The sequence below is a fragment of the Microcoleus sp. Pol11C3 genome, from assembly GCF_036701485.1.
Lineage (GTDB): Bacteria > Cyanobacteriota > Cyanobacteriia > Cyanobacteriales > Microcoleaceae > Microcoleus.
On sequence record NZ_JAUBQW010000027.1, the window covers coordinates 21,734 to 46,771 of the forward strand.

Below are 25,038 nucleotides of genomic sequence, written 5' to 3' on the forward strand. Positions count from 1 at the left end.
GATAAAGGCAGATATTGGCGATCGGCTTTTATCTGCTCGTCGGTAGAGGATTGTGCGCCGTTATTATAATAATATTATTGTTCAGTGGGAGTGCAGGGGAATTTCCTCTTTTCCACAGAGGGGAAAAATTAAATATCTTTATTCTCCCCTTGGTTGTCTCAACTGAGGAATTATCTAGAATGTGGATGCAATTTTTATTTGTTAGTTGTCAATCGTTCATGAGGTAGCCGAAGCTTTTTAACCCATAAATATTGCAGAAATCATGAGTATAAAAATCGCTTTACTGGTTGATCAATCGGGGGTAATTCCCTACCGCATTCAAGACGGAGAAATTGAAGTAATGCTGATTACTTCTTCGGCTAGCAAGCGCTGGGTGATTCCCAAAGGATTAATTGAACCTGACATGACTCCCCAAGATTCCGCTGCCAAGGAAGCTTGGGAAGAAGCAGGTTTGTTGGGTCAAGTGTTCCCGGATTTGCTAGGAACTTACGAGTATCAAAAGTCCGGCTGTACTTGGCAGGTAGGAGTATTTCTACTGCAAGTGCAAGCAGTTCTGGAAATTTGGCCCGAAGCTAGCAAAAGAAAGCGGCAGTGGGTAAGTATTCCTAAAGCAATTAAGCGGGTTAATGAACCGGAACTCAAACTCATTTTGGGGGATTTGCCGAATCGGTTCTGGTGATTCAGTCATGGATGCAAAACCTAATTATGTAGAGTGCGCACTGCGAACCTTACCGCCATAATTCGCGCGTCAAACCACTTTTTGGTCTTAGTATAAAGCTGTAGGGTGCGTCTGTCAGCTAAATTATTTGAAAATCGAGCTATGATTACTGACGCCCCCTACAAACTTATGATATCGGTGTAAAAAGTTTCCCCTTAAGCGTTAGCTGAGAGAAAAGGAATACTTTCGGCTAAGTTATCCTTAACTTCAATTCCCTGTTTTCTCGCCCAAAACTGGCTCAAAAAGTGAATTTGCCGCAACCCGACAACTAAATTTAAACCTGGTACAAAAATCCACCAAACTGTTAGCGGTTCTTTGATTCCTTCTTGGCGGTACAATTCATTAACTGTGTTGTAAAGTTTGAACTGCACGATGTAAATCCAAGCAATACCCAGCAAGGAAAACCAACCAAACCATCCGGGAACGTCAGGATCGAATATCCGCAAAGCTTGGGGGACGGCTACTCCTAAAACAAAAGGAAGCAAGCAAAGAGTTCCCGACCAACCGCTGCCGTTATAGCGACGCAATTCTTCTTGAATAATCCATTTGTACCATCCGTAATATAGCAGCAAGCTGACTGCTGATAGCAAAATTACTCGCCACAAAGAGCGGGGTTTACCTAAAGGTTTGTCGGACATATTTAGATGTAAGATATGAATGGCTATCTTGATTGTATTAACATTTGTTAATTATTGCAAAATCATTTCTCGAATCGATCGCGCGGTTGCAGGGGCCAGCAGAACACCGTTGCGATAGTGGCCACTGGCGATGAGAACGCGATCGTTACCGGGAAGCGTCTCGATAATTGGGGCCGGCCGCCCTTCCGGCCGCGGGCGCAATCCTGACCATTTCCTGATGATTTCAGCGGATGCTAAAGCCGGACAAAGTGCGATCGCCCTCGCCATCACTTGCGCCAACATATCAGCATTCGCCTGAATTTCCCCGCCATTTTCGGAAAACTCCACTGTCGCCCCCACCCAAAATTCCTGATTTCCTAAGGGCACAATGTGAACGTCATCGCAAGTAATTACCGGTCTAAAATCTGGGTTTCCTACAGGATTGGCCGATCGCAAATGCAGGGCTTGTCCCAACACCGGGCGAATGTCAACCAATTGATTTAACGATGCAGTCACAGCAGCAGAACCCAAACCAGCAGACACAATTAGTCGATCGAAATTTTCAATAACAGGCAAGATGCCTGTTCCACAAGACTTATTGACAGCAATGGAAGATGGGAGTTGAATCCCAGACACCTGAGAATTCAACTGAGTAATTCCTTCAACTTCCACCCCAAACTCAAAAATCACGCCATTTCGTTCAGCAGCATCAACCAAAGCCAAAGTTAGCGCCGTCGGATCGACTTGCCGATCTTGAGGCGAATAAATCGCAGCAATAATGCGATCGTTTAAAGAGAGATGAGGGCAGCGATCGCGCACTCGTTCCAGATCCCAAAGTTCCAATTGCCAACCTTGAGAACGGCGAGTTGCTATCAAATTTTCCCACTTAATTAAATCCTCTCCCTCCGAACACAGCATTAAAATTCCTTGTTTGTTAAAAGGAATTTTTCGCCCCGTAACTGCTTCCAATTCTGGAATCAAAGTTTCGTAGCGCTGAAGGCTGGTTTCCCTCAACTGCCAATTTCTGCCCTTAGTTTTGTGGCTGATCACTCCCATCAAAACACCGAGTGCCGCGCCAGTAGAACCTTGGCCCGGCGGCTGTTTGTCGAACACAGTAACTTTCAGTTCGGGAAATTGACTTAGTTCAAAGGCGATCGATGCGCCAATAATACCGCAACCAATAATTGCAACGCGAATCATTCAATTTTAGATTTTAGATTTTAAATTTTAGATTTTAGATTTTAGATTAACTGCTTCCTAGGTTTTGTCGATATAAACCTTTTTCGGACGGGCAAGATGCCCGCCCCACAAGAAAACTGATTCTTTCTTTGTGGAACAGGCATCTTGCCTGTTCTTGACAATGATACAAGATGTGAGTTAAGGCTAATTAAGCTTTAGGAATTAGCTGCAAGAAGGTGTCGAAATCATTGACAGCTTTTTGATAGCTGGCCGTGACTTTTGCATAGTCAAGGTTTTTAGCAGCAATATCAATTTCAACCAAATCGGCAAACAAACTCTTAGTCAAATCAACAGCTTGTTCTTGAGCTTTCGGCAACAAACTGCCAGACACGGTTCTCATGGCGCTGCGTAATTCGCCGAGAGGCCCGTGAATGTAAGTCTTGGTATCAACCCAATTGCGTTTTTGAATTAGGGTTCCCAGGTTGTCCATGCGCGATCGCAACTCTGTCAGGGTAGGAACAGAGCGCTGAATTTGCTGGATCTGGGCTGCTGTGTAAGTCGTTGGAACTTTTGCTTCGACACTACTGCAACTAACCAGAAATGCCATCAAAAACGCCATCATCAAGGCAAAAATTGAACGGGGACGAGTCATATCGATTTTAGATTTTAGATTTTAGATTTCTCGTTCTCAGGCTCTGCCTGGGAATGCAGCTCGGCGAGGAGCTGGTTCACTGACCTAGCACCGAGAGTTATGTACAAAATATTATTTTACCTCCTGGCGGCGCAGAAAAGTTATCAGAGCATCGCCAACTTTTTCTGACCAATGTTCTTGAGGATAATGCCCCGCTTGTTCCAGTGTGACTAACTCTGCATTTTTCAGGGAACCGACTAGCTTTTGAACTGGTTCAACACTCAGCCAAGGGTCTGTCAAACCCCAAACAAATAAAGTTGGTCGAGTCCAGGCTTTCAAGCCGGATTCAATTTCGGCCATTGACTGCGGCAATTGAATATTGCGGACTGTATTCATCAGCGATCGACCTGCATCCGAACTCTTCAAAAACGGGCGGCGGTAAACATCTAAATCTTTGTCTGATATCGTCTGGCGGCTGCCGCCTTCGAGAGTTCTGTCAACCAAAAGCGGGTCTTGCGTCATCATGTCGCCAATAAAAGGCAGCCCCAACTGCTGCATTTTCCAAGGCAATTTTATATTTCCTGAAACTGGTGTATTGATAACAGCTAAACGCTCAATTTTATCGGGATTTCGCAAAGCGTATTGAATACCGGCTGAAGCTAAAAATCCTTGGACAACGAGGTAAAATCGGTCGAGTTCTATAGCTTGAATAAAGCCTGTGAGGGCGTCAACAAAAGCATCGGGAGTATAGGAAAAGTCGCGTTTGTCTGGTTTTGTCGATCGCCCGTAACCCACCCAATCTGGGGCGATCGATCTAAATCCCTGTGCAGCCAAATCCGGCATCATTACAGTCCAGGTAAAACTCTGGGACGGCAAACCGTGCAGCAGCAGTACGGGCGGTTTAGCAGTTTCGTTAACCGGATTTGTTTCCCGATAAAACCATTGCAGCGGGCCTACTTCAACTATTTTCTCATCAATTGACATTATTTTACTGGTTATTTATCAAAGAATAAGGCGGGGAATACCCGCCCTACTTACCTAATAGTTGGGTGTGCACACAGCACCTTACCCAACTAATTACAGCCGCGTTTAGAAATTCATTTCAGCAGCTTGAACTTTTTCGACCTGTTTCTTCTTGAGAACCAGCATAATTTGAGCCAGCATGGTTATAGCCACGAAAGCCATCAATCCTTTAACTCGACCTGCACTTTGCAGCACAATCTCCACGTCTTTTTGACCGAAGCCGCCCACATTAGGATTGTTCGTCAAAAGTTCGCCTGCTGCAACTGTTTGTCCTTCGGTAACAATGAGTTCGGGGCCTGCTGGAATCGTATCAACAACGGCTGCACCTTCTGCAGGTTGAATTGTTACTTGATAACCGCCATCTTCAGGTTGAGCAATCTTAGAAATGCTGCCAGCTACCGAAGCATTGTAAACAGTATTATTGCTCTTTTCGCCAGTAGGATAAACCTGACCGCGGCCACGGTTGCCACCAACATAAATTTGGTATTTGCCGTAGTGAACTGACTTGTCAGTTTCCGGATTCGGCGACAAAACTGGGAATACCAATTCTTTGTACTGTTCTCCCGGTACTGGGCCCACTAAAACAATATTTTCTTGGGTTTCGCTGTAAGGTTGGAAGTAAAGATCGCCGACTTTTTCCTTCATTTCTTCAGGAATTCTGTCAGCGGGAGCAATCTTGAAACCTTCGGGCAACATCACAACTGCGCCGACATTCAAGCCACCTTTGCTACCGTCGCCGACAACTTGTTGCACGCTAGTATCGTAGGGAATCTTGACAATAGCTTCAAACACTGTGTCAGGCAAAACTGATTGCGGCACTTCAACTTCAGTCACTTTTGCACCGAGGTGACAGTTAGCGCAAACAATTCGGCCTGTTGCTTCGCGGGGAGTAGCGGGTGCTGTTTGCTGGGCCCAGAAAGGGTAAGCAAATGCTGCTTGGGGAAGTGCGATGTCGCTAGTAAGGAAAAATCCTGCAGCGGCGATCGCAATTAAGGCTGTTTTCGCGATCGTCCTGGCACTGCGGCGAAATATCGCAGATAAATTAGTTTGTGGCATTAGAGTATTCAATCTCAAAGGTCAGACAATTTTGGATTTTGGATTTTGGATTTTGGATTTTGGATTTTGGATTTTGGATTATTAGACTGCTTTAGGGATGCACTTATCTGTGGTTTTCACCATTCACCCCCAATCTAAAATCTCAAATCTAAAATCCAAAATAGTTTAAGACCACCAAGGTGCTTCGCCGGTGCGGAAATCAGTTTCTTTCCAAGTTGTAAAAGCGATCTTGTCATCTGCGACAGTGGCGTGGGCCAGGGCCAGAGACAAAGGCGCGGGGCCGCGCACCACTTTGCCCTCATTGTTGTATTGAGAACCGTGGCAAGGACAGATAAACTTGTTTTCGCTAACATTCCAAGGCACGACGCAACCCAAGTGAGTGCAGACTGCATTGATGCCGTAGTCGGCGATAGATAAGTCTTCTTTCACCACAAGATAGGTGGGGTCGCCTTTGAGACCTTGGGCTAAGGTGCGATCGCCCGCAGGGTGCGAAGCCAAATATTCGCTAACGATGATGTCGTTACCCAAAGCATCTTTAGCTGTCACTCCGCCACCAACTGCCCCACTCGACGGAGGAACAAAATATTGGACAACAGGATAGAGTGCGCCCAGTGCAACACCTGTGACTGTACCGAACGTCAGCAAATTCATAAATTGGCGACGCCCCATATCGGGGACATCGGGATTTCCAGCAGAAGATTGAGCCATGACCTGCCTTTACGGTTTTAAGTTACGTTTGTTTGTTAGCTGTTAGCGAACCTGTACGTGCAGAGGAAGGAGGATAATTGCCGTTAATCTGCTCGCACAAATTTTAGGCCGCGAAAATTCCTTTTAAGAATGCGCCTTCCAGCCTTTATTAGAGTATTATTACATTTTTTGAACTTTGTCTTTTATTGTTTAATGGATTAACTCAGGAGCAACCATGACGGGCAAGGATTTACACCAGCTACTCCTAGAAAAATGGGGAAAGTCTTACGATATCAGATTGCGGCGGACGCGGGGCAAGATTTTTGTGCAAGTTATGTGGAAATATCTAGAACAAGCATCTTTTCCGATGACGGAGGCTGATTATTTCGAGCATTTGGATGCGGTGGCCAATTACCTCAACGGCTGGGGCAGCACGGCACAGGTGAGAGAATACATTGTAAATACTCGCGATCGCCCGCGCTTGGGCAAAGCTGTCAGCGTCCCTCTAGATTTGGGTGAAAGAGCCTCGGAGTGGTTGCTAGACGAGTTTTGAGTCCTTAGTCATGAGTCCTCAGTCCTTAGTCATTAGTCCTCAGTCATTAGTCAGAAGCGACATATCGCCAATCTTCCGGCTTGTAAAGTTTTGTGTTTGGCCGCTGGATTTGTTGAGCCCAAAGTCCCGAAAATCGATCGGCGAGCTTGTCAGCCGACTTGCCGGCGGTAAGGAATCAACCTGTCGCGCATCTCATTTCCACAGTTATTTTGATTCAAAGTCTTGTGTGGCGCGCTTTCCTGGACGCCCGACTGTTGGATTTAAATGCCGCAACAGCTTGTGGGGCTCTTTTAATTTTGGGCGATCGTCCTTCATTCTTACCAAAATCATTGGAACCAATTTCTGTCAACAATTTCACATACAATGAGTGTAAGATATCTTGTGAAATTTAGGAGAATGTTGTAATGGGTGTTGCAGTTGGAATGGTTGAAGTCTTAGGATTTCCCGCTGCCGTAGAAGTTGCAGACTCAATGGTGAAAGCAGCCCGAGTTACTTTAGTTCGCTATGAAAAGATAACCCGTGCTTACTGGACAATTATAGTTCGAGGAGATATCTCTGAAGTCCAAGCAGCCGTTGCTGCTGGAATTGAATCAGTTAAAAAGGTCGATGGCGGAAAGTTGCTATCGTATCACATAATTGCTCGTCCCCACGAGAATCTCGATTACATTTTGCCGATCGGCTACACTCCCGAAGTTGAGCAGTTCCGAATGTAGTCAAAGTTTTGACAAAACTTTGGTGTTGAATTTTAACTTTTAGTAATTATAGAGGCGCGGGCGATCGCGTCTCTATATTTTTTGGCTGCGACTCGATATATTTTTGTGCTGTGTTTATCTGCGATATATTTGGCCGAAACAACAGCCAGAATAACTTGGAACTCTTAACCGCAGATAAACGCAGATAAACGCAGATAATACAATCACCCAGTAATCAAATCACTGGCAGTTATTGTGATTTGAACTCCCTTGAGAATTCCTATGATTACCCCATTTTGACGAATCTCGGTATCTGAACCATTCAACTGAGAAACTATATCTGCAAACGGGGCGCGAGAACGTACCAAAAGTTTATCTTCACCTTGCTTGAAGTCAGCAATAGTATCTATTCCCGAACTCCTCCAAAGCCTAAACTTGTCAGCCCCCCTGCCACCAACCAGATAGTCATTGCCGCTGAAGCCAAACAACAAGTCGTCGCCGGCCCCGCCAATCAACGTTTCGCTGCCGTCTCCACCAAGCAGAGTATCGTTATACCTAGAACCTATTGCTACTTCGATGCCGGAGAGCGAGTCTATGCCGCCCTGCCCGTCGGAAGCCCGACCTAACCCAGACCCGTCACCGACAGCCCCCAACTGGAGATAGACGCCAGTTCTTCCCAAACTGTAAGATACTGTGTCGATGCCCTCGCCGCCATTGAGCAAGTCATTGCCAGCAAGACCCGACAAAGAGTCATTACCGCGCCCGCCCCATAGCGTTTCATTGCCGCTCCCGCCAACTAAGGTGTCGTTAAATCTAGAACCGATAACAACTTCAATCCCCGAGAGCGAGTCTACACCGCCCAACCCATCGGTAGTAAGACCTAACCCCAAATCTAGATTGATACCAGTTCTCGCACTCGTGTAAGATACTGTGTCAATGCCATCGCCACCATTGAGGGAGTCATTGCCAGCACCACCCCACAAAGAGTCATTACCGCGCCCGCCCAAGAGCGTTTCATTGTCGCTCCCGCCAACTAAGGTGTCGTTAAATCTAGAACCGATAACGACTTCAAGGCCCGAAAGCGAGTCTACACCGCCCAATCCATCGGTAGTAAGACCTAACCCCAAATCTAGATTGATACCAGTTGTCGCACTCGTGTAAGATACTGTGTCGATGCCATCTCCACCATTGAGCAAGTCATTGCCAGCACGACCAGACAAAAAGTCATTACGGCGTCCGCCCAAGAGCGTTTCATTGTCGCTCCCGCCAACTAAGGTGTTGGAGCCGAAGTCAGAACCGATAACGACTTCAATGCCCGAAAGCGAGTCTACAAAGGGTAATAATGGAAGAGTAGGTGGCCCTTCAACTAACCCCACAAACATCCAACTAGCCCTGCCTAACCCAGAACCGTCGCCGACTTCGCCTAACTGAAGATTGATAGAACCGCTTGCATCTCTGTAAGATACTGTGTCGATGCCATCGCCGCCATTTAGGAAGTTATTACCGCCACCACCCCACAAAGAGTCATTGCCAGTCCCGCCATCAAGCGAGTCATTGCCATATTCGTCATAGAGATCGCTGCTCACGCCCAAAAGAGTGTCATTACCAGCCAGGCCAGAGATACTGTCATCGAAATCAGAGCCGTATAAGTAGTCAGGGCCCGAAGTGCCAGGTATTATTGCCATATATTTAATTTCCTATTGAGATTAAGAAACTGAAACCGTCAAAAAGGTAAAAATCTACAGTGTGGATTTTTCAAATGAACTTACTAAAAAATCCACCCAAAAAACCAACAAGTCTCCTATCTTAGGCAGCCAGGAAACTCAAAAGATATAGCTAGACTTCAGTGAGCCCGGTTGACCCTCTTGCTAAAGTTTTACGTTCTTGTTCAGTAATTTCACTGTGTTGGTATGTATGTTATGTCTAAATCGAATACTAAGGATCGGCTCGTGTCAAATCTTCATGAAAACCTTAAAAACTCAATCATTAAAATAACTTATGATTCCCAGCCCGATCGCCTAAAGAATAGTGTGAATTAAGGCTCAAAACCTTGACCCCAGACACCTAACACTAAACTTTGCTAATGTGAATTTTATATTTTATATTAAATACTTATCAAACAGACACTAAATCAGCAAAGATTATAATATAAAACCATCAACTTACTCAAATAGCTGAGAAGCTTAGCTTTACACAATGTTTATAAGCTTACTTAAGTAAATAGGGAATTCGCCCTCAAAATAGCTGAAGCAATGTTTTTAAGATAAGTTGACAACAATCCCAATCTCGGCTAAAAATAGCAGACAATTTTAAAATTCAGATGTTCGGTAACTTTTACATTGTCTGCTATTCTTAATTCTCATCGCCCTAAAAGCTTCACCAAACCAACCCCGCCAAAATACAAGCTCAGCACCGCACCTCCTAAAAGACTTTGCGTTAAAGGGTCAGTAGAAGGCGTTAACACCGCTCCCAAAACTGCGGCTCCCAAGACTACATACCGCCAGCCCGAGAGCATTTGGTTGGAAGAAACTATGCCCAAAACTCCGAGCAATACTTGGACGATCGGGATTTGAAAAGCTAAGCCCGTGCTGAACATTAACAGCAACACAAATTTAAAGTATTTGTCGATCGACCACAACTGCTCTACAACATCCGCTCCATAGGTAACAAAGAAGTTAAGCGCCGCCGGAATCAAAGCGATGTAAGCAAAGACTAACCCGCCCAAAAATAGGAAACTCGAACCAAAAAACACAGGCCCGAGCAACCTGCGTTCTTTCCGAGTCAAGCCGGGGAGAACAAACAGCGCTATCTGGTAAAAAATAAACGGACTGGCGATGAGCAAACCGCTGTATCCGGCTACTTCGATAGAAACAAAGAAATACTCGCCGGGAGCTAGTTGCAAAAACTTGACGGGCCCGGCCGGTACTTCTAGGAGTTGCACGATGGGTTTAACTGTGAAAAAGCAACCAATTACGGCGATTGCTACGGCAATTAGCGAGTAGAAAAGTCGCAGACGCAATTCTTCTAAATGGTCGAATAAAGACATTTCAACTTCGTCGGGAAGTTCGTCGAGAAATTCGTTTTCTAAGTTGCGAGAACCCATCGCACCGCCTGCGATTGGTGCAATGCTGTTTTCCGGGCTAATTGCTTCGAGGTTGTTGTCGGAACCTTGTTCGGATGTCTCCAAGTTTGAGGGAGCAGTCATAGGGTATGGGTAATTGGTAAGGGGTAATTGGAAATTGGTAATTGGTAATTGGAAAGGGGTAAATGAGAATAGTTATTTCATAATTGCTCCGACTTCCTTCTTCATTCTTGATTCTGACTTCAGCAGCAGAAGGAACGATCGATAATTAATCCGTGTAGGGGTATCAAAATCCGTGTAGTGCCTTCATTATTCAATCACGATCGCAATTTTGCCGATCGCGCGGCCCGTTTCGCTGTAAGTGTGGGCTGCTGCTACTTCTTGTAAGCTGTAAGTGCGATCGACAATCGGCTCAACTTTATCCGATTCTATTAACTCCCGCAAAATCCCCAAGTCACCCGGATTGGGATTGGCTAGAATGAATTTAGCTTTTTTACCAGGAATAAACCAGCTCGTCAACATCGGTGCCAGGTTGTCAAAACTTGGCAAAGTCGAGATATAAACTCCCTCCGGTTGCAGCACTTTTTCGCATTCAGCAAATGTTCTTGTCCCGACAGCATCCAAGATTATATCATATTTTTCGGGCTGTTGAGTAAAGTCAAATTCCGCATAATCTAGGACAAAATCTGCTCCCAAACCCTTGACAAATTCTCTATTTTTGGCGCTGCAAACTCCCGTTACTTCCGCATTCATGGCTTTGGCAATTTGCACAGCAAAAGTGCCGACTCCGCCGGAAGCGCCGTTAATCAATACTTTATTTCCTGCTTGAATTTGACCCAAATCTCGGAGTGCTTGCAAAGCAGTTAAACCTGCGATCGGTACTGCTGCTGCTTCTGCATGAGTGATGTTTTTCGGTTTAAAGGCGGCATCCGATTCTGGGACGACTGCGTATTCGGCGCAAGCACCCTCACTCATGGGGTTTAAGAAAGTATAAACTTCATCTCCGGGTTGAAATTTGGTGACTTCCCGGCCGACTTCCACGACAACTCCCGAGATGTCAGAACCGACTATTCGAGGAAAGTTAAATCCTGTTAATAGTTGCAGGTGTCCTTGCCGGATTTTCCAGTCTACGGGATTGACGCTGCTAGCACGAACTCGTACTAACAATTCGTTGGATTTGGCGATCGGCTTGGACAATTCTCGGTACTGCAATTCCTCGGCTGAACCGTAGCGATCGAACGCAACTGCTTTCATGGCAAATTTTCCGGTTTATTTCCAATAGAACACTCAATCCTTTACAATTACAGCACATTCGATCTAAATGTGACACAGTAAATTGAGCCAGCCTTGTAGCAGCGGGCGATCGACTCTTGGAGGCCTCCAGACAGGACGCAGGCGTGAGGCAATGGGTTCGCTGGCCCAGTGCGATCGACTAGCGATTAAAATTAATAGGGACGGGGCGAGCGATTCCATAACCCTGAGCATAATCTACTCCAATCTCCCGCAATTTTTCTAAGATAGTCTCGTCTTCGACAAACTCAGCTATAGTTTCAAGATTCATCGCATGGGCAATACGATTAAAGCCTTCAACCAGCGCTTGAGAAATCAAATTATGACTAATATTCTTGACAAAAGCACCATCAATTTTTAGATAATCAACTGGTAAATTCATCAGATAAGCAAAGGAACTCAACCCACTGCCAAAATCATCTAAAGCAAAGCAACACCCAATCTTTTTGAGTTCGCTCATGAAATATCTGGCTTGCTCAAAGTTTGCGATCGCTGCGGTTTCCGTGATTTCAAAACCAATGGTTTGTGGGGGGACTTTGTAGCGATAAAATTGTTCGATTAAAAACCTCAGAAACTGATTGTTACTAATGCTAGCCCCAGAAAGATTGATTGTATACAAGCCTTGACTAAGAACATCTTTCTCCGGCAATTTGTGATAATTAGAGAAAAAAGTTTCGATTACCCAACAATCGATCTCAGTTATCAAGCCGTAACGCTCGGCGGCGGGAATAAACTGAGCTGGAGATACTATTTTTCCATTTTCGTCCATCATTCTAATCAAAATCTCATAATGCTCTACTAATGGTTTAGAGGTAATAGAGACAATCTTTTGGTAGTAGAGACAAAAACGATTGGTTTCCAGCGCTCGGCTGATTTGGGAAATCAACTGCCTCTCACCACGTTGTTTAATTAGTTCGCTATCATCTAGACTATAAATATGAACACAGTTGCGACCTCTGGCTTTGGCGGCATAACAAGCTGCATCAGCCGCCCCCAGAAGCTCCCTCAAATCTTGGCTTGTTTGGTCAATCGCAACAACTCCAATGCTGACTCCGATGATAAAGGTTTTGCTATTCCAAATAAACCGAAACTGATGCACTAAGTTTTTGAGATTTTCCGCAATCTTAGCTGCTTGAGAGAGCGAACATTGAGAGAGCAAAATACCAAATTCATCACCTCCCAAGCGAGCCAGCATATCATTAGCACCGACTCCCTGTTGAATAAGTGCGGTGATTTGGCGTAGTAGATCATCGCCAGCAATATGACCTACCGTATCGTTAACGACTTTGAACTGATCTAAATCTAAATAACAGAGAGCGTGCTGCTGATCGCTATCTTTAACAGAGGCGATCGCCTCAACTAGGTGCTGCTCAAATCTTCGACGGTTGATTAACCCCGTTAGGGCATCGTGATTCGCTTCCCAAGAGAGTTGACGGGTGAGATAGCGCGATTCAGTAACATCATGAAAGACGATGACTGCCCCGATTATTTGACCTTCGCGGTCTCGAATCGGTGCTGCCGAGTCAGCAATGGGATACTCCGTTCCATCATGGGCAACCAGAATAGTATTGTTAGCTAAGGTCACAATTCGCTGCTCTAAGAGAGCCTTGTCTATAGGATTCTCTACTGGCTCTCGCGTTACTGAATCAACAATTAGGAAGACTGTAGACAAGGGAACTCCTTGAACCTCATGAGCCTCCCAGCCTGTCAGTCGCTCAGCTATAGGATTGAAATATCTCACATTACCTTGGGCATCAGTAGTAATCACCGCATCGCCAATTGATTCCAGTGTCACTTGAGCCAATTCCTTTTCGGCAAAGAGAGACTCTTCGAGACGTTGCCGTTCTTCAATTTCTATCAAGAGACGTAAATTCTGCTCTTGGAGACTTTGTTGCAGCCGTCGGATAGTTAGGTGGGTTTCGACACGAGCTAATACTTCTTCGATTTGAAATGGCTTAGCAATATAATCTACCCCTCCAGCAGCTAGCCCTTGCACCTTATTAAAAGTTTCATTTAGCGCACTCAAAAAAATTATTGGAATCTCTGCGGTGCGCTCGTCAGATTTTAATTGTCGGCAAACTTCATAGCCATCGATATCTGGCAACTTAATATCTAGTAAAATTAACTCCGTCGATGGAGATTGGGCGGCTCTGATCGCCATTACACCTGTCGTGGCACTGCGAACTTTATAACCCTCTGCGCGCAAAGTATCCCTGAGAAGACGCAGGTTATCAGGCAGATCGTCAACAATTAAAACATTGCCTCGGTAGTTTGTAGCTCGATCGTTAATCTTATCGCTAGTTCTATCGACAATCATACTCATTTCCCTAGTTTCCTGCTAGAGGAATATAAACATATGCACAAATAGTATAGTTTAAATATTCAGTTAAAAAAGTCACTTTATTCACAAAGAAATTCTGCGATCCCGGAGATATGGGGCTGGCAAGGGGGCGCAACCATACAAAATATGAATTGTTCGGATAGGGGCACTCCCCCCGTGGTTACTCTTCTTCGCTTCGCCTAACATCAGAAGAAGATTGTTTCAACCGAAGCAGCCGATTTATGAACAAGCGCATTTCTCAAATGGCAAGTCTAGTCGTCATTGCGATCGGATGTCTCGTGCTGCTTGGTTGGCAATTTGACATCTCCCTACTCAAAAGCGGTTTTCCCGGTATGACTTCGACCATGAAAGCAAACACGGCAATTTGCTTTTTGCTGGCTGGAGTTTCTTTGAGATTGTTGCAGTACCAAAGAACCCGACTGCACGATCGCATCGCTCAAGGGATGGCAGGATTGATAATCATCATGGGTCTGCTGACGCTCAGCGAGTATATTTTTGGTTGGAAGCTGGGTATTGATGAGTGGCTTTTCCGAGATTTCGTGCCTTCAGCGACTCGTGATCCGGGAAGAATGGGAGTAAATACCGCCCTAAATTTTGTGCTGATGGGACTAGCACTGTTACTGTTAGGGCAAAATTCCCAACGGGATACTTGGTTGGCTCAGATTTTTAGTAGTGTTGCAGCTTTAATTTCTCTACTAGGTTTATTTGGATACCTATTCAATGTCGATATTCTTGAACGTTTGGTCACAATTACGACGACTCAACCCGTAAACACGATTGTCACCTTTTTCATCCTCTATGGAGGAATTTTATTGCTCCGCCCCAACGAAGGATTAATGCAAGTAGTAACCAGTCCCCTGGTAGGCGGAGTAATGGTTCGGTGGTTGCTGCCTTGGGGGACAATCTTTCCAGTGACACTGAACTGGTTCACTCTTCAGGGGCAAAAGTTAGGCTGGTATAACGCTAATTTTGGCTATACATTGCGTTCAACTGTTATGGTTGTCACGTTCTCAATTCTCATCTTGGGGACGGCTCGCTTTTTAAACCAGATAGATTACAAGCGCCAACAAGCCGAAGCAGAAATTAAAAAACTTAACGAAACTTTAGAAATTCTTGTAGCTGAACGAACAGATGCTTTACAAAAATCGCAGGCTCGTTTTGCAGGAATTCTAGAAATCGCCAATGATGCAATTATATCTATCGATCGCACTCAACGCATTACCCTGTTTAATCAAGGGGCAGAAAAGATTTTTGGCTATAAAATTGAGGATATTTTAGGGAAGCCACTGAATTTACTGCTGCCAGAACAGTTTAGAGATGCACATCCGCAGCATATCAAACAATTTGCACAGTCTTCTACCAGAGCGCGAAGGATGGGAGAACGAGGCGAGATTTTAGGCCGTCGTCAAGATGGAACGCTGTTTTCGGCTGAAGCCTCTATTTCTAGGCTGGAAATGGGAGACGAAACGGTATTTACTGTTATTATGCGCGATATTAGCGATCGCAAGCAAGTAGAAGCATCACTGGCTCACATGGCAGCGATTGTGGAATACTCTGGTGAGGCAGTTATTAGCAAGTCATTAGACGGCATCATTTTAACCTGGAACAATGCAGCAGAAAAAATCTTTGGCTACAAGGCTGAAGAAATCATAGGACAATCGATCCTCATTCTAATTCCCTCCAATATTACCTACGAAGAACAGCAAATCCTAGAAAAGATTCGACAAGGAGAAAAGATTGAAAACTATGAAACCGTGCGTGTCCGAAAAGATGGACAGCTTATTCACATATCTTGTACCATATCACCTTTGAAGGACACAACAGGCAGAATTACTGGGTGTTCTGTAATTAAACGCGACATCACCGATCGCAAACGAGCTGAAATAAATCGCCAGCAAATTGAGATAGCTTTACGAAACAGTGAAGAGCAGTTTCGCCATGCGTTTGAAGATGCCTCTATCGGGATGGCGATCGTTTCACTTGATGGGCATTGGATTAAAGTCAATCCTGCCTTATGTCAGATTCTTGGCTACTCCTCAGAAGAGTTGTTAGCGTTAACTTTCCAAGACATTACCCATCCTGACGATTTAGATGCGGATCTTAGTTATGCAAATCAACTATTAGTAGGAACAATTTCAACTTACCAACTGGAAAAACGGTATTTCCATAAACAAGGACATATAATTTGGATTCTTCTTGATGGCTCGCTAGTACAAGATGGACAAGAAAATCCACTGCATTTTATTGCTCAGATCCAAGACATTACCGCTCGAAAAGAAGCTCAAAAAACGCTAGAGATTCAAAGCGTTATCATGAATAACATGGCAGGAGGAGTGTGTTTAATTAAAGCCTCAGACCTCATAATCGTCTACACCAATCCTACCTTTGACGCTATGTTTGGCTACACAGAGGACGAACTAGCAGGTCAACCCCTTGGTGTCTTGAATTATGTCGATACAAATTTTACACCAGGTGTAACCGTTCTAGATATCGTCACTCAAATTGAACAGACCTGGGAAGCGAAATATGAAGTCCACAATAGAAAGAAAGATGGAACTCTCTTTTGGTGCAGAGTTCATACATCCAGGTTTGAGCATCCTGAATACGGAACTGTATATGTTGCCGTTCAGGAAGACTCAACAGAGCTAAAACTGGCTGAGCAAGCCTTGCAAGCTACCACAAATCGCCTCAACTTTCTTCTAAACTACAGCCCCGTGGTCATTTTTAGCAGTAAACCTGCTGGCGATTATGGCGCAACGTTCATCAGCGAAAATATCAAAGATATATTGGGCTACGAAAGCCACGAGTTTTTAGAAGATTCTAAATTTTGGGTGAATCACTTACATACAGATGATGTAGAACCAGTGCTTAATGGCTTAGCAAATGTATTCGTTAATGATTTTTATTTACACGAATACCGTTTTCGTCGCTCCGATGGGGTTTATCGCTGGATTCTGGGTCAGCTTAGGCTAATTCGAGATCGTTCAGGTACACCAGTAGAAATCTTGGGATATTTAATTGACATTAGCGATCGTAAACAAGCTGAGTTGGAATTTCACCAGGCAAATGAAGCAAACCAAGCCAAGACTGTCTTCCTCGCCAATATGAGCCACGAACTCCGCACCCCCCTGAACTCTATTTTGGGATTCACGCAATTGATGAGCTATGAGAGCAATCTGACTCCTTCTATTCAAGAACGTTTACAAATTGTCAATCGTAGCGGTAGACATTTATTGGACTTGATTAACGATATTTTAGATTTATCCAAAATAGAGAGTGGACGGATGACACTCAATCTTTCTAACTTTGATTTGACAAATTTGCTAGCTTCTCTTGAAGAAATGTTCCAAGTTAAAGTCCAATCTAAAGAATTGCAATTAATTTTCGAGCTAGCTCCCGACATTCCTAAATTTGTGCATAGCGACAAGAAAAAACTTTATCAAGTCTTGGTCAATCTGCTCGGTAATGCGATTAAGTTTACCAACCAAGGAAGCGTCACTCTACGGGTAAGAGCAACACAAAAAGACACAACATCTTGTCACCTATGTTTTGAAGTTGAGGATACAGGCGTGGGAATTGCGCCCACAGAAATTGATAGCCTATTTAAGGTATTTGTGCAAGCCCAAGCTGGGAATAATTTGAGTCAAGGCAGTGGGCTGGGTTTAGCCATCAGTCAAAAACTCGTCAAACTCATGGGCGGTCAAATTGCGGTTAAAAGCACTTTGCACCGAGGTAGCACTTTTTCCTTTGAGATTCCAGTACAGTTACCTCAAGCAGAATCCTTACCACCAGAATCAATTAATCAAAAAATAATTGCTTTAGCTCCCGGACAACCGACTTACCGCATTCTTATTGTTGAAGATTTAGAAGAAAATCGTCGCTTGTTAGTCGAGATCCTTACCTGGGTTGGTTTTGAGGTGAGAGAAGCAAAACAGGGAGTGGAGGCACTCTCACTCTGGGAGAGTTGGCGGCCGCACCTGATTCTGATGGATCTACGAATGCCGATCGTGGATGGCTACACAGCTACTAAATATATTAGAGAACGCCCTCAGAGCCAAGAAACTGTGATTATTGCTTTAACTGCCAGTATTTTTGAAGAAGAGCGAGAAAAAGTTCTTATGGCTGGCTTTAACGACTTTATAAGCAAGCCATTTCAGCAGAGAGACATCTTTGACAAAATCGCTAAATATTTGCCAGTGCAATATATCTACGAAGTCGTAGAACAAACTCCACAAAAACCATTACTTGAAACGGTGTCTGTAGAAGATCTATCCATGATGCCCCCTCAGTGGTTAGAACAAATGTATCAAGCCGCTTACTATCTCGATACCGAAATTATGAATGAATTAATTGTACAAATTCCCGAATCCAAAGCAAGTTTATCCAAAGCACTAACCGATTATATCAATAATTTTTATTCGGATCGAATTATGGAGCTGATTCGACCTTTGGTGCCGAATCCACTGTAGTTATCGAGTTTAAGGACAAAGAAGCTATACTGCTGTAACCAGTGGCTATATTTCCAATAGAAATCAACATGGGAAAGGATTTGGAAGTTTTTGGAGATGTGTGTTGCAGATATCTATGAGCATGAGGCAATGGCATATAAATTAGATGGAATGTGCTGTATCATATAGCAATTATATTTTTGGCGTGAAGGGAATTTATTTTTTTTATTAACCGCAGAGGGCGCAGAGGCCACAGAGAAAGAGAAAAGAGAGACAGAAATGATTGATTTAACCGGAAAGGTAATTTTAGTAACTGGTGGCTCGAAAGGGATTGGTGCAGTGACGGTGCGGACTCTGGTTAATGCTGGGGCCGAGGTGATTTTGCATTACTTTCGCAGTCAGAAAGAAGCGGAAGCGATCGCAGCAAGTGTTGCGCGCGATCGCTGTTATTTATTGGCAGCCGATTTGATGGTGGAAAACGCGGCCTCGACTTTGTGGCGAGATGCTTTAAAATGGCGCGGTCATATTGATATTTTAGTTAATAATGCCGGGATTATGCAGTCAGCGGGTATCGAGGACAAATTCGATATTTGGTCTTTAGCTTGGCAGCAAACTCTACAAGTAAATTTAGTTGCCGTTGCCGATTTGTGCCGGGAATCTATTCTGCATTTTCAAACTCGCAGAGCCGGTACAATTATTAATATAGCAAGTCGCGCTGCTTTTCGCGGCGATGACCCGAATTATCTGCACTACGCTGCGTCAAAAGGTGCTATTGTTGCTTTAACTCGTAGTATTGCTAGAGGGTTTGCGGCGGATAATATTTTGGCATTTACAGTTGCACCGGGCTTTGTCAGTACAGAAATGTCTAATCAGTTTATTCAGGAGTTCGGTGAAGCTGATATTATTCGTGATATCCCGATCGGCAAAATCGCTCCTCCTCAAGATGTTGCCAATGTTATCGCGTTTTTAGCGTCGGGTTTGGCTACGCACGCTACCGGGACTACGATCGATATTAACGGAGCCTCTTATGTGCATTGAGACAATTACTGTAAAATACCTCTCAAGGCTCATGCTGACACCTTTTAACCCTCACTAATTTATCACTTTAGCAAGACGCTAAAAACATCATAAATCATTTAGGGTTAAATAAAAGATAGTCTGAGGAAAGTTGATTATGACAACAGATAACGGCACCCACACCAAACGAGTTGCCATACTCATCGAAAATGGAGTAGAAGATTCGGAATTTTTAGTTCCTTACAACGCATTAAAACAAGCAGGATTTGATGTAGTTGTCCTCGGTTCGCGGACTAACGAAAAGTATGCAGGCAAACAAGGAAAAGTTGCCCAGCAGGCTGATGGAACTACCACTGAAGCATTGCCTGCAGAATTCGATGCAGTGATAATTCCCGGCGGCCTGGCTCCCGATACAATGCGGACTAATCCCAACACAGTAAGGTTTGTACGAGAAGCATTTGAGCAAGGAAAACTCGTGGCTGCTGTTTGCCACGGCCCGCAAGTTTTGATTGAAGCCGACTTGCTGAAAGGCAAAAATGCGACGGGTTTCTTGGCAATTAAAACAGACATGATCAATGCCGGAGCTAACTACATCAACGAAGCTTTAGTAGTTGACGGCAACTTGATTACTTCCCGCCAACCGGGAGATTTAGCAATATTTACCACGGCAATTATGGCTCGCCTCGGTTACGGCGGAAAAGAAGTCGGTTTGCCAGAAGAAACTGACAAAAATGCAGAATGGTGGAAATTAGCTAATGGTTGGGGAGGCTCGACACAAGGCGACATTGTTAAAGGTTTGAATACCGCCCTCGCAGGGGAACGCTATGCTTGCGAAGCGTTTCAAAATTATGCGGAAAAAACCCAAGACAGCGATTTGCGATCGCTCTTGAGAGAAATGATTCAAAACAAACAGCACCACATCATCGCTCTCGAAAAACGCCTCAACGATTTTGGTGAAAAACCCTCAATTCCTGCTCAAATTGCTGACAAATACGCTAAATTAAAAACCTCGATGCAAGGAACCGATGAAACGTTCTTGCTGCGGAGCACTCTAGGTGAGTTGCAAACCGGTGTTGTCGATGTCAACAACCTGCGGGTGAAGTTCACAGATCCGGTATCAACTGCCATTTTGACAGAGATAGAATCGGATTTGTCTAAGTGTGAGCAAGTTGTTGCTAAACTCTACCGCGCCCGTGCAGTTTCCCAGGAAATTAAGTCTCCTAAACCTTCGACTAGCCCCGCTGTAAAAATGTAATCAGCAAGGGGAGAAATAAGTTTGTAGTTTTGTAGAGAGGTGAAAACCCGTACTAAGAGTAAGAACCCAACTACAAACTTGCTCTGCAATCCTACAATATACTCGTGTGTGCTAAAATAAAACCCAACACTAAAAAGCAGATATTCAACTAACTGCAAGGTGGAGGGTTTTATTAAATGGGTTTTATTTTTGTTTCAGCGGGAAACGGCGGGTTTGAAAGAAGCTTTCGGCAACCGGGGGCGGTACAAGCCCCCGGATTCATCCGTGCAGAAATAAAAAATATAGTATCGGATAACCAGCCGCCGGATACATCCGTAAAGTCGATTTCTTTAATTATTCAATTCTTTAATCTAAAATCTAAAATCTAAAATCGATTGACTTCTTCCCTCTTCCTTTAGACAGGAGACACCTGGGCTATAAATGCGGTACTGTGTTGCCAATATTTTGATGAGGAAAAAAAGGCTGTGGTTCCCTTACGCGATGAAAATCCCATTACTATCACTCCCTACGTCACCTACGGGCTGGTTGCGGCAAACATATTAGTATTTTTGTACGAACTCAGTTTGGGCGATCGACAATTAACGCAATTTTTCTACTCTTGGGCGGTAGTTCCTTGCCAGTTAAGCAATATGTGCCGGGTATCTCTGCCAGTTTCGTCATTTCCAGAATGGACTACTCTAATTAGCTCCCAATTCCTGCACGCAGGCTTTCTCCACATTGCTGGAAATATGTTATTTTTGTGGATTTTTGGCAACAACGTAGAAGACCGTTTAGGCCACGTCAAATTTATAATATTTTACCTTACTTGCGGCGTTTTAGCATCACTAACTCAGTGGTTTTTTTCCTCAGCATCTGCCATTCCGTCCCTAGGTGCTAGCGGCGCGATCGCAGGCGTGATGGGAGCTTACATCCTCAGATATCCCCAAGCCAGAGTTCTGACACTGCTTCCCCTGGGAATCTTTTTTACCACCGTCAGAGTCCCCGCTTTCTTCTTTCTAGGATTTTGGTTTGCACAGCAAGCATTGAGCGGCCTGGCTTCATTGAATGCCCCGGCAAGTGTCGGCATGGAATCCGGGGGAGTTGCCTATTGGGCCCACGCGGGCGGCTTTGTTTTCGGCGCTATTCTCGGCCCTTTGTTGGGGCTTTTTTCGGAAGATAATCAGATTTAATTTTTCACTGCAAATGAACGCAAATGAACGCAGATAAACGCCGATTTTGTTATCCGTTTATCTGCGTTCATCTGTGGTTTCAAACCTCAGATTTTTATCACAGTTCGGTGCTATGCTTTGCCCTTTGTTGGGATTGTTTTCGGAAGATAATCGGATTTAATTTTTCAACGCAGATGAACGCAAATTAACGCAGATAAACGGCCAACAAAATCGGCGTTTATCTGCGTTAATCTGCGGTTTCAAACCTCTTATCTTTTTAGATAAAGGTGAAGTCAAATCCCGAAAGAGAAGAAACCCCAGTTACACCATTTAACTTCGCCAAAATGCGAGAATCAGCACCGGTGACGTTATTGCCATTGCCGTCATAAATTATGTAAGTATTGCCGCCCGAATCGTAAGCAAACAAGAAAGCAGTTCCTCCCAGAATATTTGCAGAAACAGTTGTCTGCACATTCAGCAGAACTTGGGTGTTACCGCTGAGATTGGGGAATCCTGGGGCAAAATTAAACTGATCGGCGATGGGCACACCGAGACCGTTAAAATCAGTAATCACATCGTATCCGCCCGCCGCGATCGCAGCATCGAGCGCCGCCGAAGAAGCCGCATCAAAAGCCGGCCCACCTTGTGCAGGGCTGGTATAGCGGAATTGATTGCTGCCGCCGCCTCCCGTCATGGTATCTGCGCCGAGCCCCCCTACGAGCACGTCGTTATCCAAACCGCCGTTAATCGTATCGTTGCCACCTTGACCATCAATAGTATCGCTGCCCGCCAAACCGTCCAAATTGTCCGGCAAAGAACCCCCAACTAAATTGTTAGGCCCGCTATCTGCAGGCAAGATTTGGACGGTGACAGTACCTACGCCCGGAATTGTCCCGAATCCGTCGCTGACGCTGTAGGTGAAAGCAGTTGTACCCGCTACGTTGCCGGGGATGAATTGCACTTGAGAGACAAGATTTACAGCTATTCCGAGTTGCGGTGTGCTGACATTGATAATGCTGAGCGTCCCTTTTTGCGGGCTGGAATCGTTCGCCAATACGTCGATGAAAGTGGGCAGCAAATTATTCGTATTGGTAAATACGATGCCGTCATTGACAGCAATCGGCGACAGAATAGTTGGAACAGTTACGGAGGTATCGAAAGAATTGATGTTAATCGCCACTGACGCTGCTGCCGTGCCGCCTTGGTCGTCAGCTACGCTGTAGCTGAAAGAACCGGCTTGCCCGATCACGTTTGTTCCAGGTTGAAATTTCAGCCCAAGTAAATCCTGAACGGTTAACTTTTGGTTCACGGCGATCGGGCTCGTACCCGTAATTACCTGACCAAAAGTAGGATTGGGAAGTCCGACTACCGCGATCGCCAGTGGCTGGCCCTCCGGGTCGCTGGGCGCCGAAATGCTCAGAGACAGAGGCAAATTCTGCAAACCAGTCAACGTCTTGCCCGCTTCCACGATCGGCGGCTGGTTAGGAGTCGGAGATGTAAAACTCGGCGGAGTCGGCCCGCCGCCTAAAGGCGGAGGAGTCGGGGGCGCTGCCGTTGGAGTCGGGACGATCGAAGGACTGGGACTTGGAGTTGTCCCGCCCGCAGTCGGAGTCGGACTCGGACTCGGACTCGGAAGCTGTGTCGGCAATGTCCCCGTTGTAGGACTCGTAGTTGTCCCGGTTGTGGGACTCGTGGTTGTCCCTGCTGGTGTGGGAGTTGTTGTCGCTGGTGTGGGAGTTGTTGTCGCTGGTGTTGGAGTTGTTGTCGCTGGTGTGGGAGTTGTTGTCGCTGGTGTGGGAGTTGTTGTCGCTGGTGTGGGAGTTGTTGTCGCTGGTGTTGGAGTTGTTGTCGCTGGTGTGGGAGTTGTTGTCGCTGGTGTGGGAGTTGTGGTCCCGGTTGTGGGACTCGTTGTGGTCCCGGTTGTAGGACTCGTTGTGGTCCCGTTTGTCTTAGAAGGAGTTGTCCCGGTTGTGGGACTCGTTGTGGTCCCGGTTGTGGGACTCGTTGTGGTCCCGGTTGTGGGACTCGTGGTTGTCCCGGTTGTGGGACTCGTGGTTGTCCCGGTTGTGGGACTCGTTGTGGTTCCCGTTGTGGTTCCCGTTGTGGGACTCGTTGTGGTTCCCGTTGTGGGACTCGTTGTTGTCCCCTCAATGGTGAAAGGATTGTCGTCTACGCGCGGTATTTGACCTGTAGTGAACCTAGATTCATCTAGCGAGTTCGATCGAACATCAATCAACACCGCCAAAAATTCCCCAGTTCGCCTGTCCCTAATAATCGTGTTGCTAGAATTCGAGCCTTGACCTTGGAATATTTCTAACTCTGTAAAGTTCAAACCTCCAGCCAGACCGATCAAATCTCCCGCATTAAAATCTCTAATTACATCAGCATCGCCGATTTCGCGACCACCAGTAGTGAGAAACCCGTTGCTAGCAGGCGACGTGCCCACCCTACCGAGAACAAAGATATCCGATCCGTCGCCTCCTGTCAGAGTATCAGATCCGCGATCGCCCGAAAGAATATCATCCCCAGCATCTCCAGACAGAGAATCATTGCCGTCGCCCCCGAAGATCAGGTCATCACCCTCGCCGCCGTCACCAGTATCGTTACCAACACCGCCAGTGATGACATCCCCGCCCTCGGCGCCCAACAAAATATCATTGCCAGCGCCGCCGATCAGGCAGTCATTACCCGTGTCGCCAAAAACACTGTCATTGCCCTTGTCGCCAAAAATCAGGTCATCCTCGCCACCACCGCGCAGACAGTCATTCCCTTTACCGCCATACAGCGTGTCGTTGCCTTCAGAACCCAAGACAAGATCGTTGCCCTGGTCGCCAAAAGCTACGTCATCGCCCTGGTCACCAGAAACCAAGTCATCGCCTTTGCCGCCCCGCGCCGTGTCATTGCCGCGCCCGCCCTCAACGATATCTTTACCAGCGCCACCGTTGAGAGAATCGTTACCGTCTTCGCCCCTAAGTAGATCGTCTCCGTCCCGACTCAAAAGCGTGTCGTCGCCGCCACCCCCGGAAATCGTGTCATTGAACAAGCTGCCGATTAAATAGTTACTGCCGTCATTTGCGACCACTAAGCCATCGACCAAAAGTGGCTGTGGGGGAGGCGTGGGAACTGTCAGAGTTGGCCGTGGCACCGGGGTGATCGAAATGTCTGGGCCCGTCCCCGTCATCGTCGGAGAAGTCCCCGTCATCGTCGGAGAAGTCCCCGTCATTGTCGGAGAAGTCCCCGTCATTGTCGGAGAAGTCCCCGTCATTGTCGGAGAAGTCCCCGTCATTGTCGGAGAAGTCCC

18 protein-coding genes are annotated in these 25,038 nt (G+C 45.6%); 7 read left to right on the plus strand and 11 right to left on the minus strand.

What is annotated here, in order from left to right; genetic code table 11:
• Positions 1–262 precede the first annotated feature (262 nt).
• On the plus strand, positions 263–679 hold the full coding sequence (locus QUA40_RS09250; protein WP_333124328.1) for an NUDIX hydrolase: 417 nt from the start codon (positions 263–265) through the stop codon (positions 677–679).
• Positions 680–873: 194 nt separating this feature from the next.
• Here QUA40_RS09250 and QUA40_RS09255 read toward each other — a convergent pair whose 3' ends face one another.
• From QUA40_RS09255 to petC, 6 genes are all read right to left on the minus strand, one after another.
• Positions 874–1,356: a hypothetical protein gene (locus QUA40_RS09255; RefSeq protein ID WP_333124331.1), complete on the minus strand. Its 483-nt coding sequence runs from the start codon at positions 1,354–1,356 to the stop codon at positions 874–876.
• Between the two features lie 51 nt (positions 1,357–1,407).
• Positions 1,408–2,535, minus strand: coding sequence for an FAD-dependent oxidoreductase (locus QUA40_RS09260; RefSeq protein WP_333124334.1), 1,128 nt, complete (start codon positions 2,533–2,535; stop codon positions 1,408–1,410).
• 187 nt (positions 2,536–2,722) lie between these two features.
• Positions 2,723–3,166 (minus strand): photosystem II protein PsbQ, encoded by a 444-nt coding sequence (gene psbQ / locus QUA40_RS09265; RefSeq protein ID WP_333124339.1) that lies wholly within the window; start codon positions 3,164–3,166, stop codon positions 2,723–2,725.
• Positions 3,167–3,277: 111 nt separating this feature from the next.
• A complete protein-coding gene (locus tag QUA40_RS09270) occupies positions 3,278–4,129 on the minus strand; it encodes an alpha/beta fold hydrolase (RefSeq protein ID WP_333124342.1) in 852 nt (283 codons plus the stop codon).
• Positions 4,130–4,234: 105 nt separating this feature from the next.
• A complete protein-coding gene (petA, locus tag QUA40_RS09275) occupies positions 4,235–5,224 on the minus strand; it encodes a cytochrome f (RefSeq protein WP_333124344.1) in 990 nt (329 codons plus the stop codon).
• Between the two features lie 165 nt (positions 5,225–5,389).
• Positions 5,390–5,932, minus strand: a complete 543-nt coding sequence (gene petC, locus QUA40_RS09280) for a cytochrome b6-f complex iron-sulfur subunit (RefSeq protein WP_333124347.1) — start codon at positions 5,930–5,932, stop codon at positions 5,390–5,392.
• Positions 5,933–6,146: 214 nt separating this feature from the next.
• On the opposite strand from petC, the gene QUA40_RS09285 reads away from it, so the two are divergent.
• On the plus strand, positions 6,147–6,464 hold the full coding sequence (locus tag QUA40_RS09285) for a DUF3067 family protein (RefSeq protein ID WP_333124350.1): 318 nt from the start codon (positions 6,147–6,149) through the stop codon (positions 6,462–6,464).
• A gap of 404 nt (positions 6,465–6,868) precedes the next feature.
• Entirely contained in the window at positions 6,869–7,177 is a 309-nt protein-coding gene (locus QUA40_RS09290) for a carbon dioxide-concentrating mechanism protein CcmK (protein WP_106149684.1), read from the plus strand.
• Positions 7,178–7,380: 203 nt separating this feature from the next.
• Here the strand turns inward: QUA40_RS09290 and QUA40_RS09295 are convergent, their stop codons facing one another.
• From QUA40_RS09295 to QUA40_RS09310, 4 genes are all read right to left on the minus strand, one after another.
• A complete protein-coding gene (locus tag QUA40_RS09295; RefSeq protein WP_333124353.1) occupies positions 7,381–8,841 on the minus strand; it encodes a calcium-binding protein in 1,461 nt (486 codons plus the stop codon).
• Positions 8,842–9,515: 674 nt separating this feature from the next.
• A complete protein-coding gene (gene tatC, locus QUA40_RS09300; RefSeq protein WP_333124356.1) occupies positions 9,516–10,361 on the minus strand; it encodes a twin-arginine translocase subunit TatC in 846 nt (281 codons plus the stop codon).
• Positions 10,362–10,547: 186 nt separating this feature from the next.
• Positions 10,548–11,492, minus strand: coding sequence for an NAD(P)-dependent alcohol dehydrogenase (locus QUA40_RS09305; RefSeq protein ID WP_333124360.1), 945 nt, complete (start codon positions 11,490–11,492; stop codon positions 10,548–10,550).
• A gap of 178 nt (positions 11,493–11,670) precedes the next feature.
• On the minus strand, positions 11,671–13,845 hold the full coding sequence (locus QUA40_RS09310; RefSeq protein ID WP_333124364.1) for an EAL domain-containing protein: 2,175 nt from the start codon (positions 13,843–13,845) through the stop codon (positions 11,671–11,673).
• Positions 13,846–14,090: 245 nt separating this feature from the next.
• On the opposite strand from QUA40_RS09310, the gene QUA40_RS09315 reads away from it, so the two are divergent.
• From QUA40_RS09315 to QUA40_RS09330, 4 genes are all read left to right on the plus strand, one after another.
• On the plus strand, positions 14,091–18,338 hold the full coding sequence (locus tag QUA40_RS09315; RefSeq protein WP_333124367.1) for a PAS domain S-box protein: 4,248 nt from the start codon (positions 14,091–14,093) through the stop codon (positions 18,336–18,338).
• 258 nt (positions 18,339–18,596) lie between these two features.
• Positions 18,597–19,355, plus strand: coding sequence for an SDR family oxidoreductase (locus QUA40_RS09320; protein ID WP_333124369.1), 759 nt, complete (start codon positions 18,597–18,599; stop codon positions 19,353–19,355).
• A gap of 136 nt (positions 19,356–19,491) precedes the next feature.
• Entirely contained in the window at positions 19,492–20,589 is a 1,098-nt protein-coding gene (locus QUA40_RS09325) for a DJ-1/PfpI/YhbO family deglycase/protease (protein WP_333124372.1), read from the plus strand.
• A 464-nt stretch (positions 20,590–21,053) separates the two neighbouring features.
• On the plus strand, positions 21,054–21,758 hold the full coding sequence (locus tag QUA40_RS09330) for a rhomboid family intramembrane serine protease (RefSeq protein WP_333124375.1): 705 nt from the start codon (positions 21,054–21,056) through the stop codon (positions 21,756–21,758).
• A gap of 256 nt (positions 21,759–22,014) precedes the next feature.
• Here the strand turns inward: QUA40_RS09330 and QUA40_RS09335 are convergent.
• Positions 22,015–25,038 (minus strand): Ig-like domain-containing protein (locus tag QUA40_RS09335; protein WP_445301138.1); only part of this gene is annotated, 3,024 nt, incomplete at its 5' end.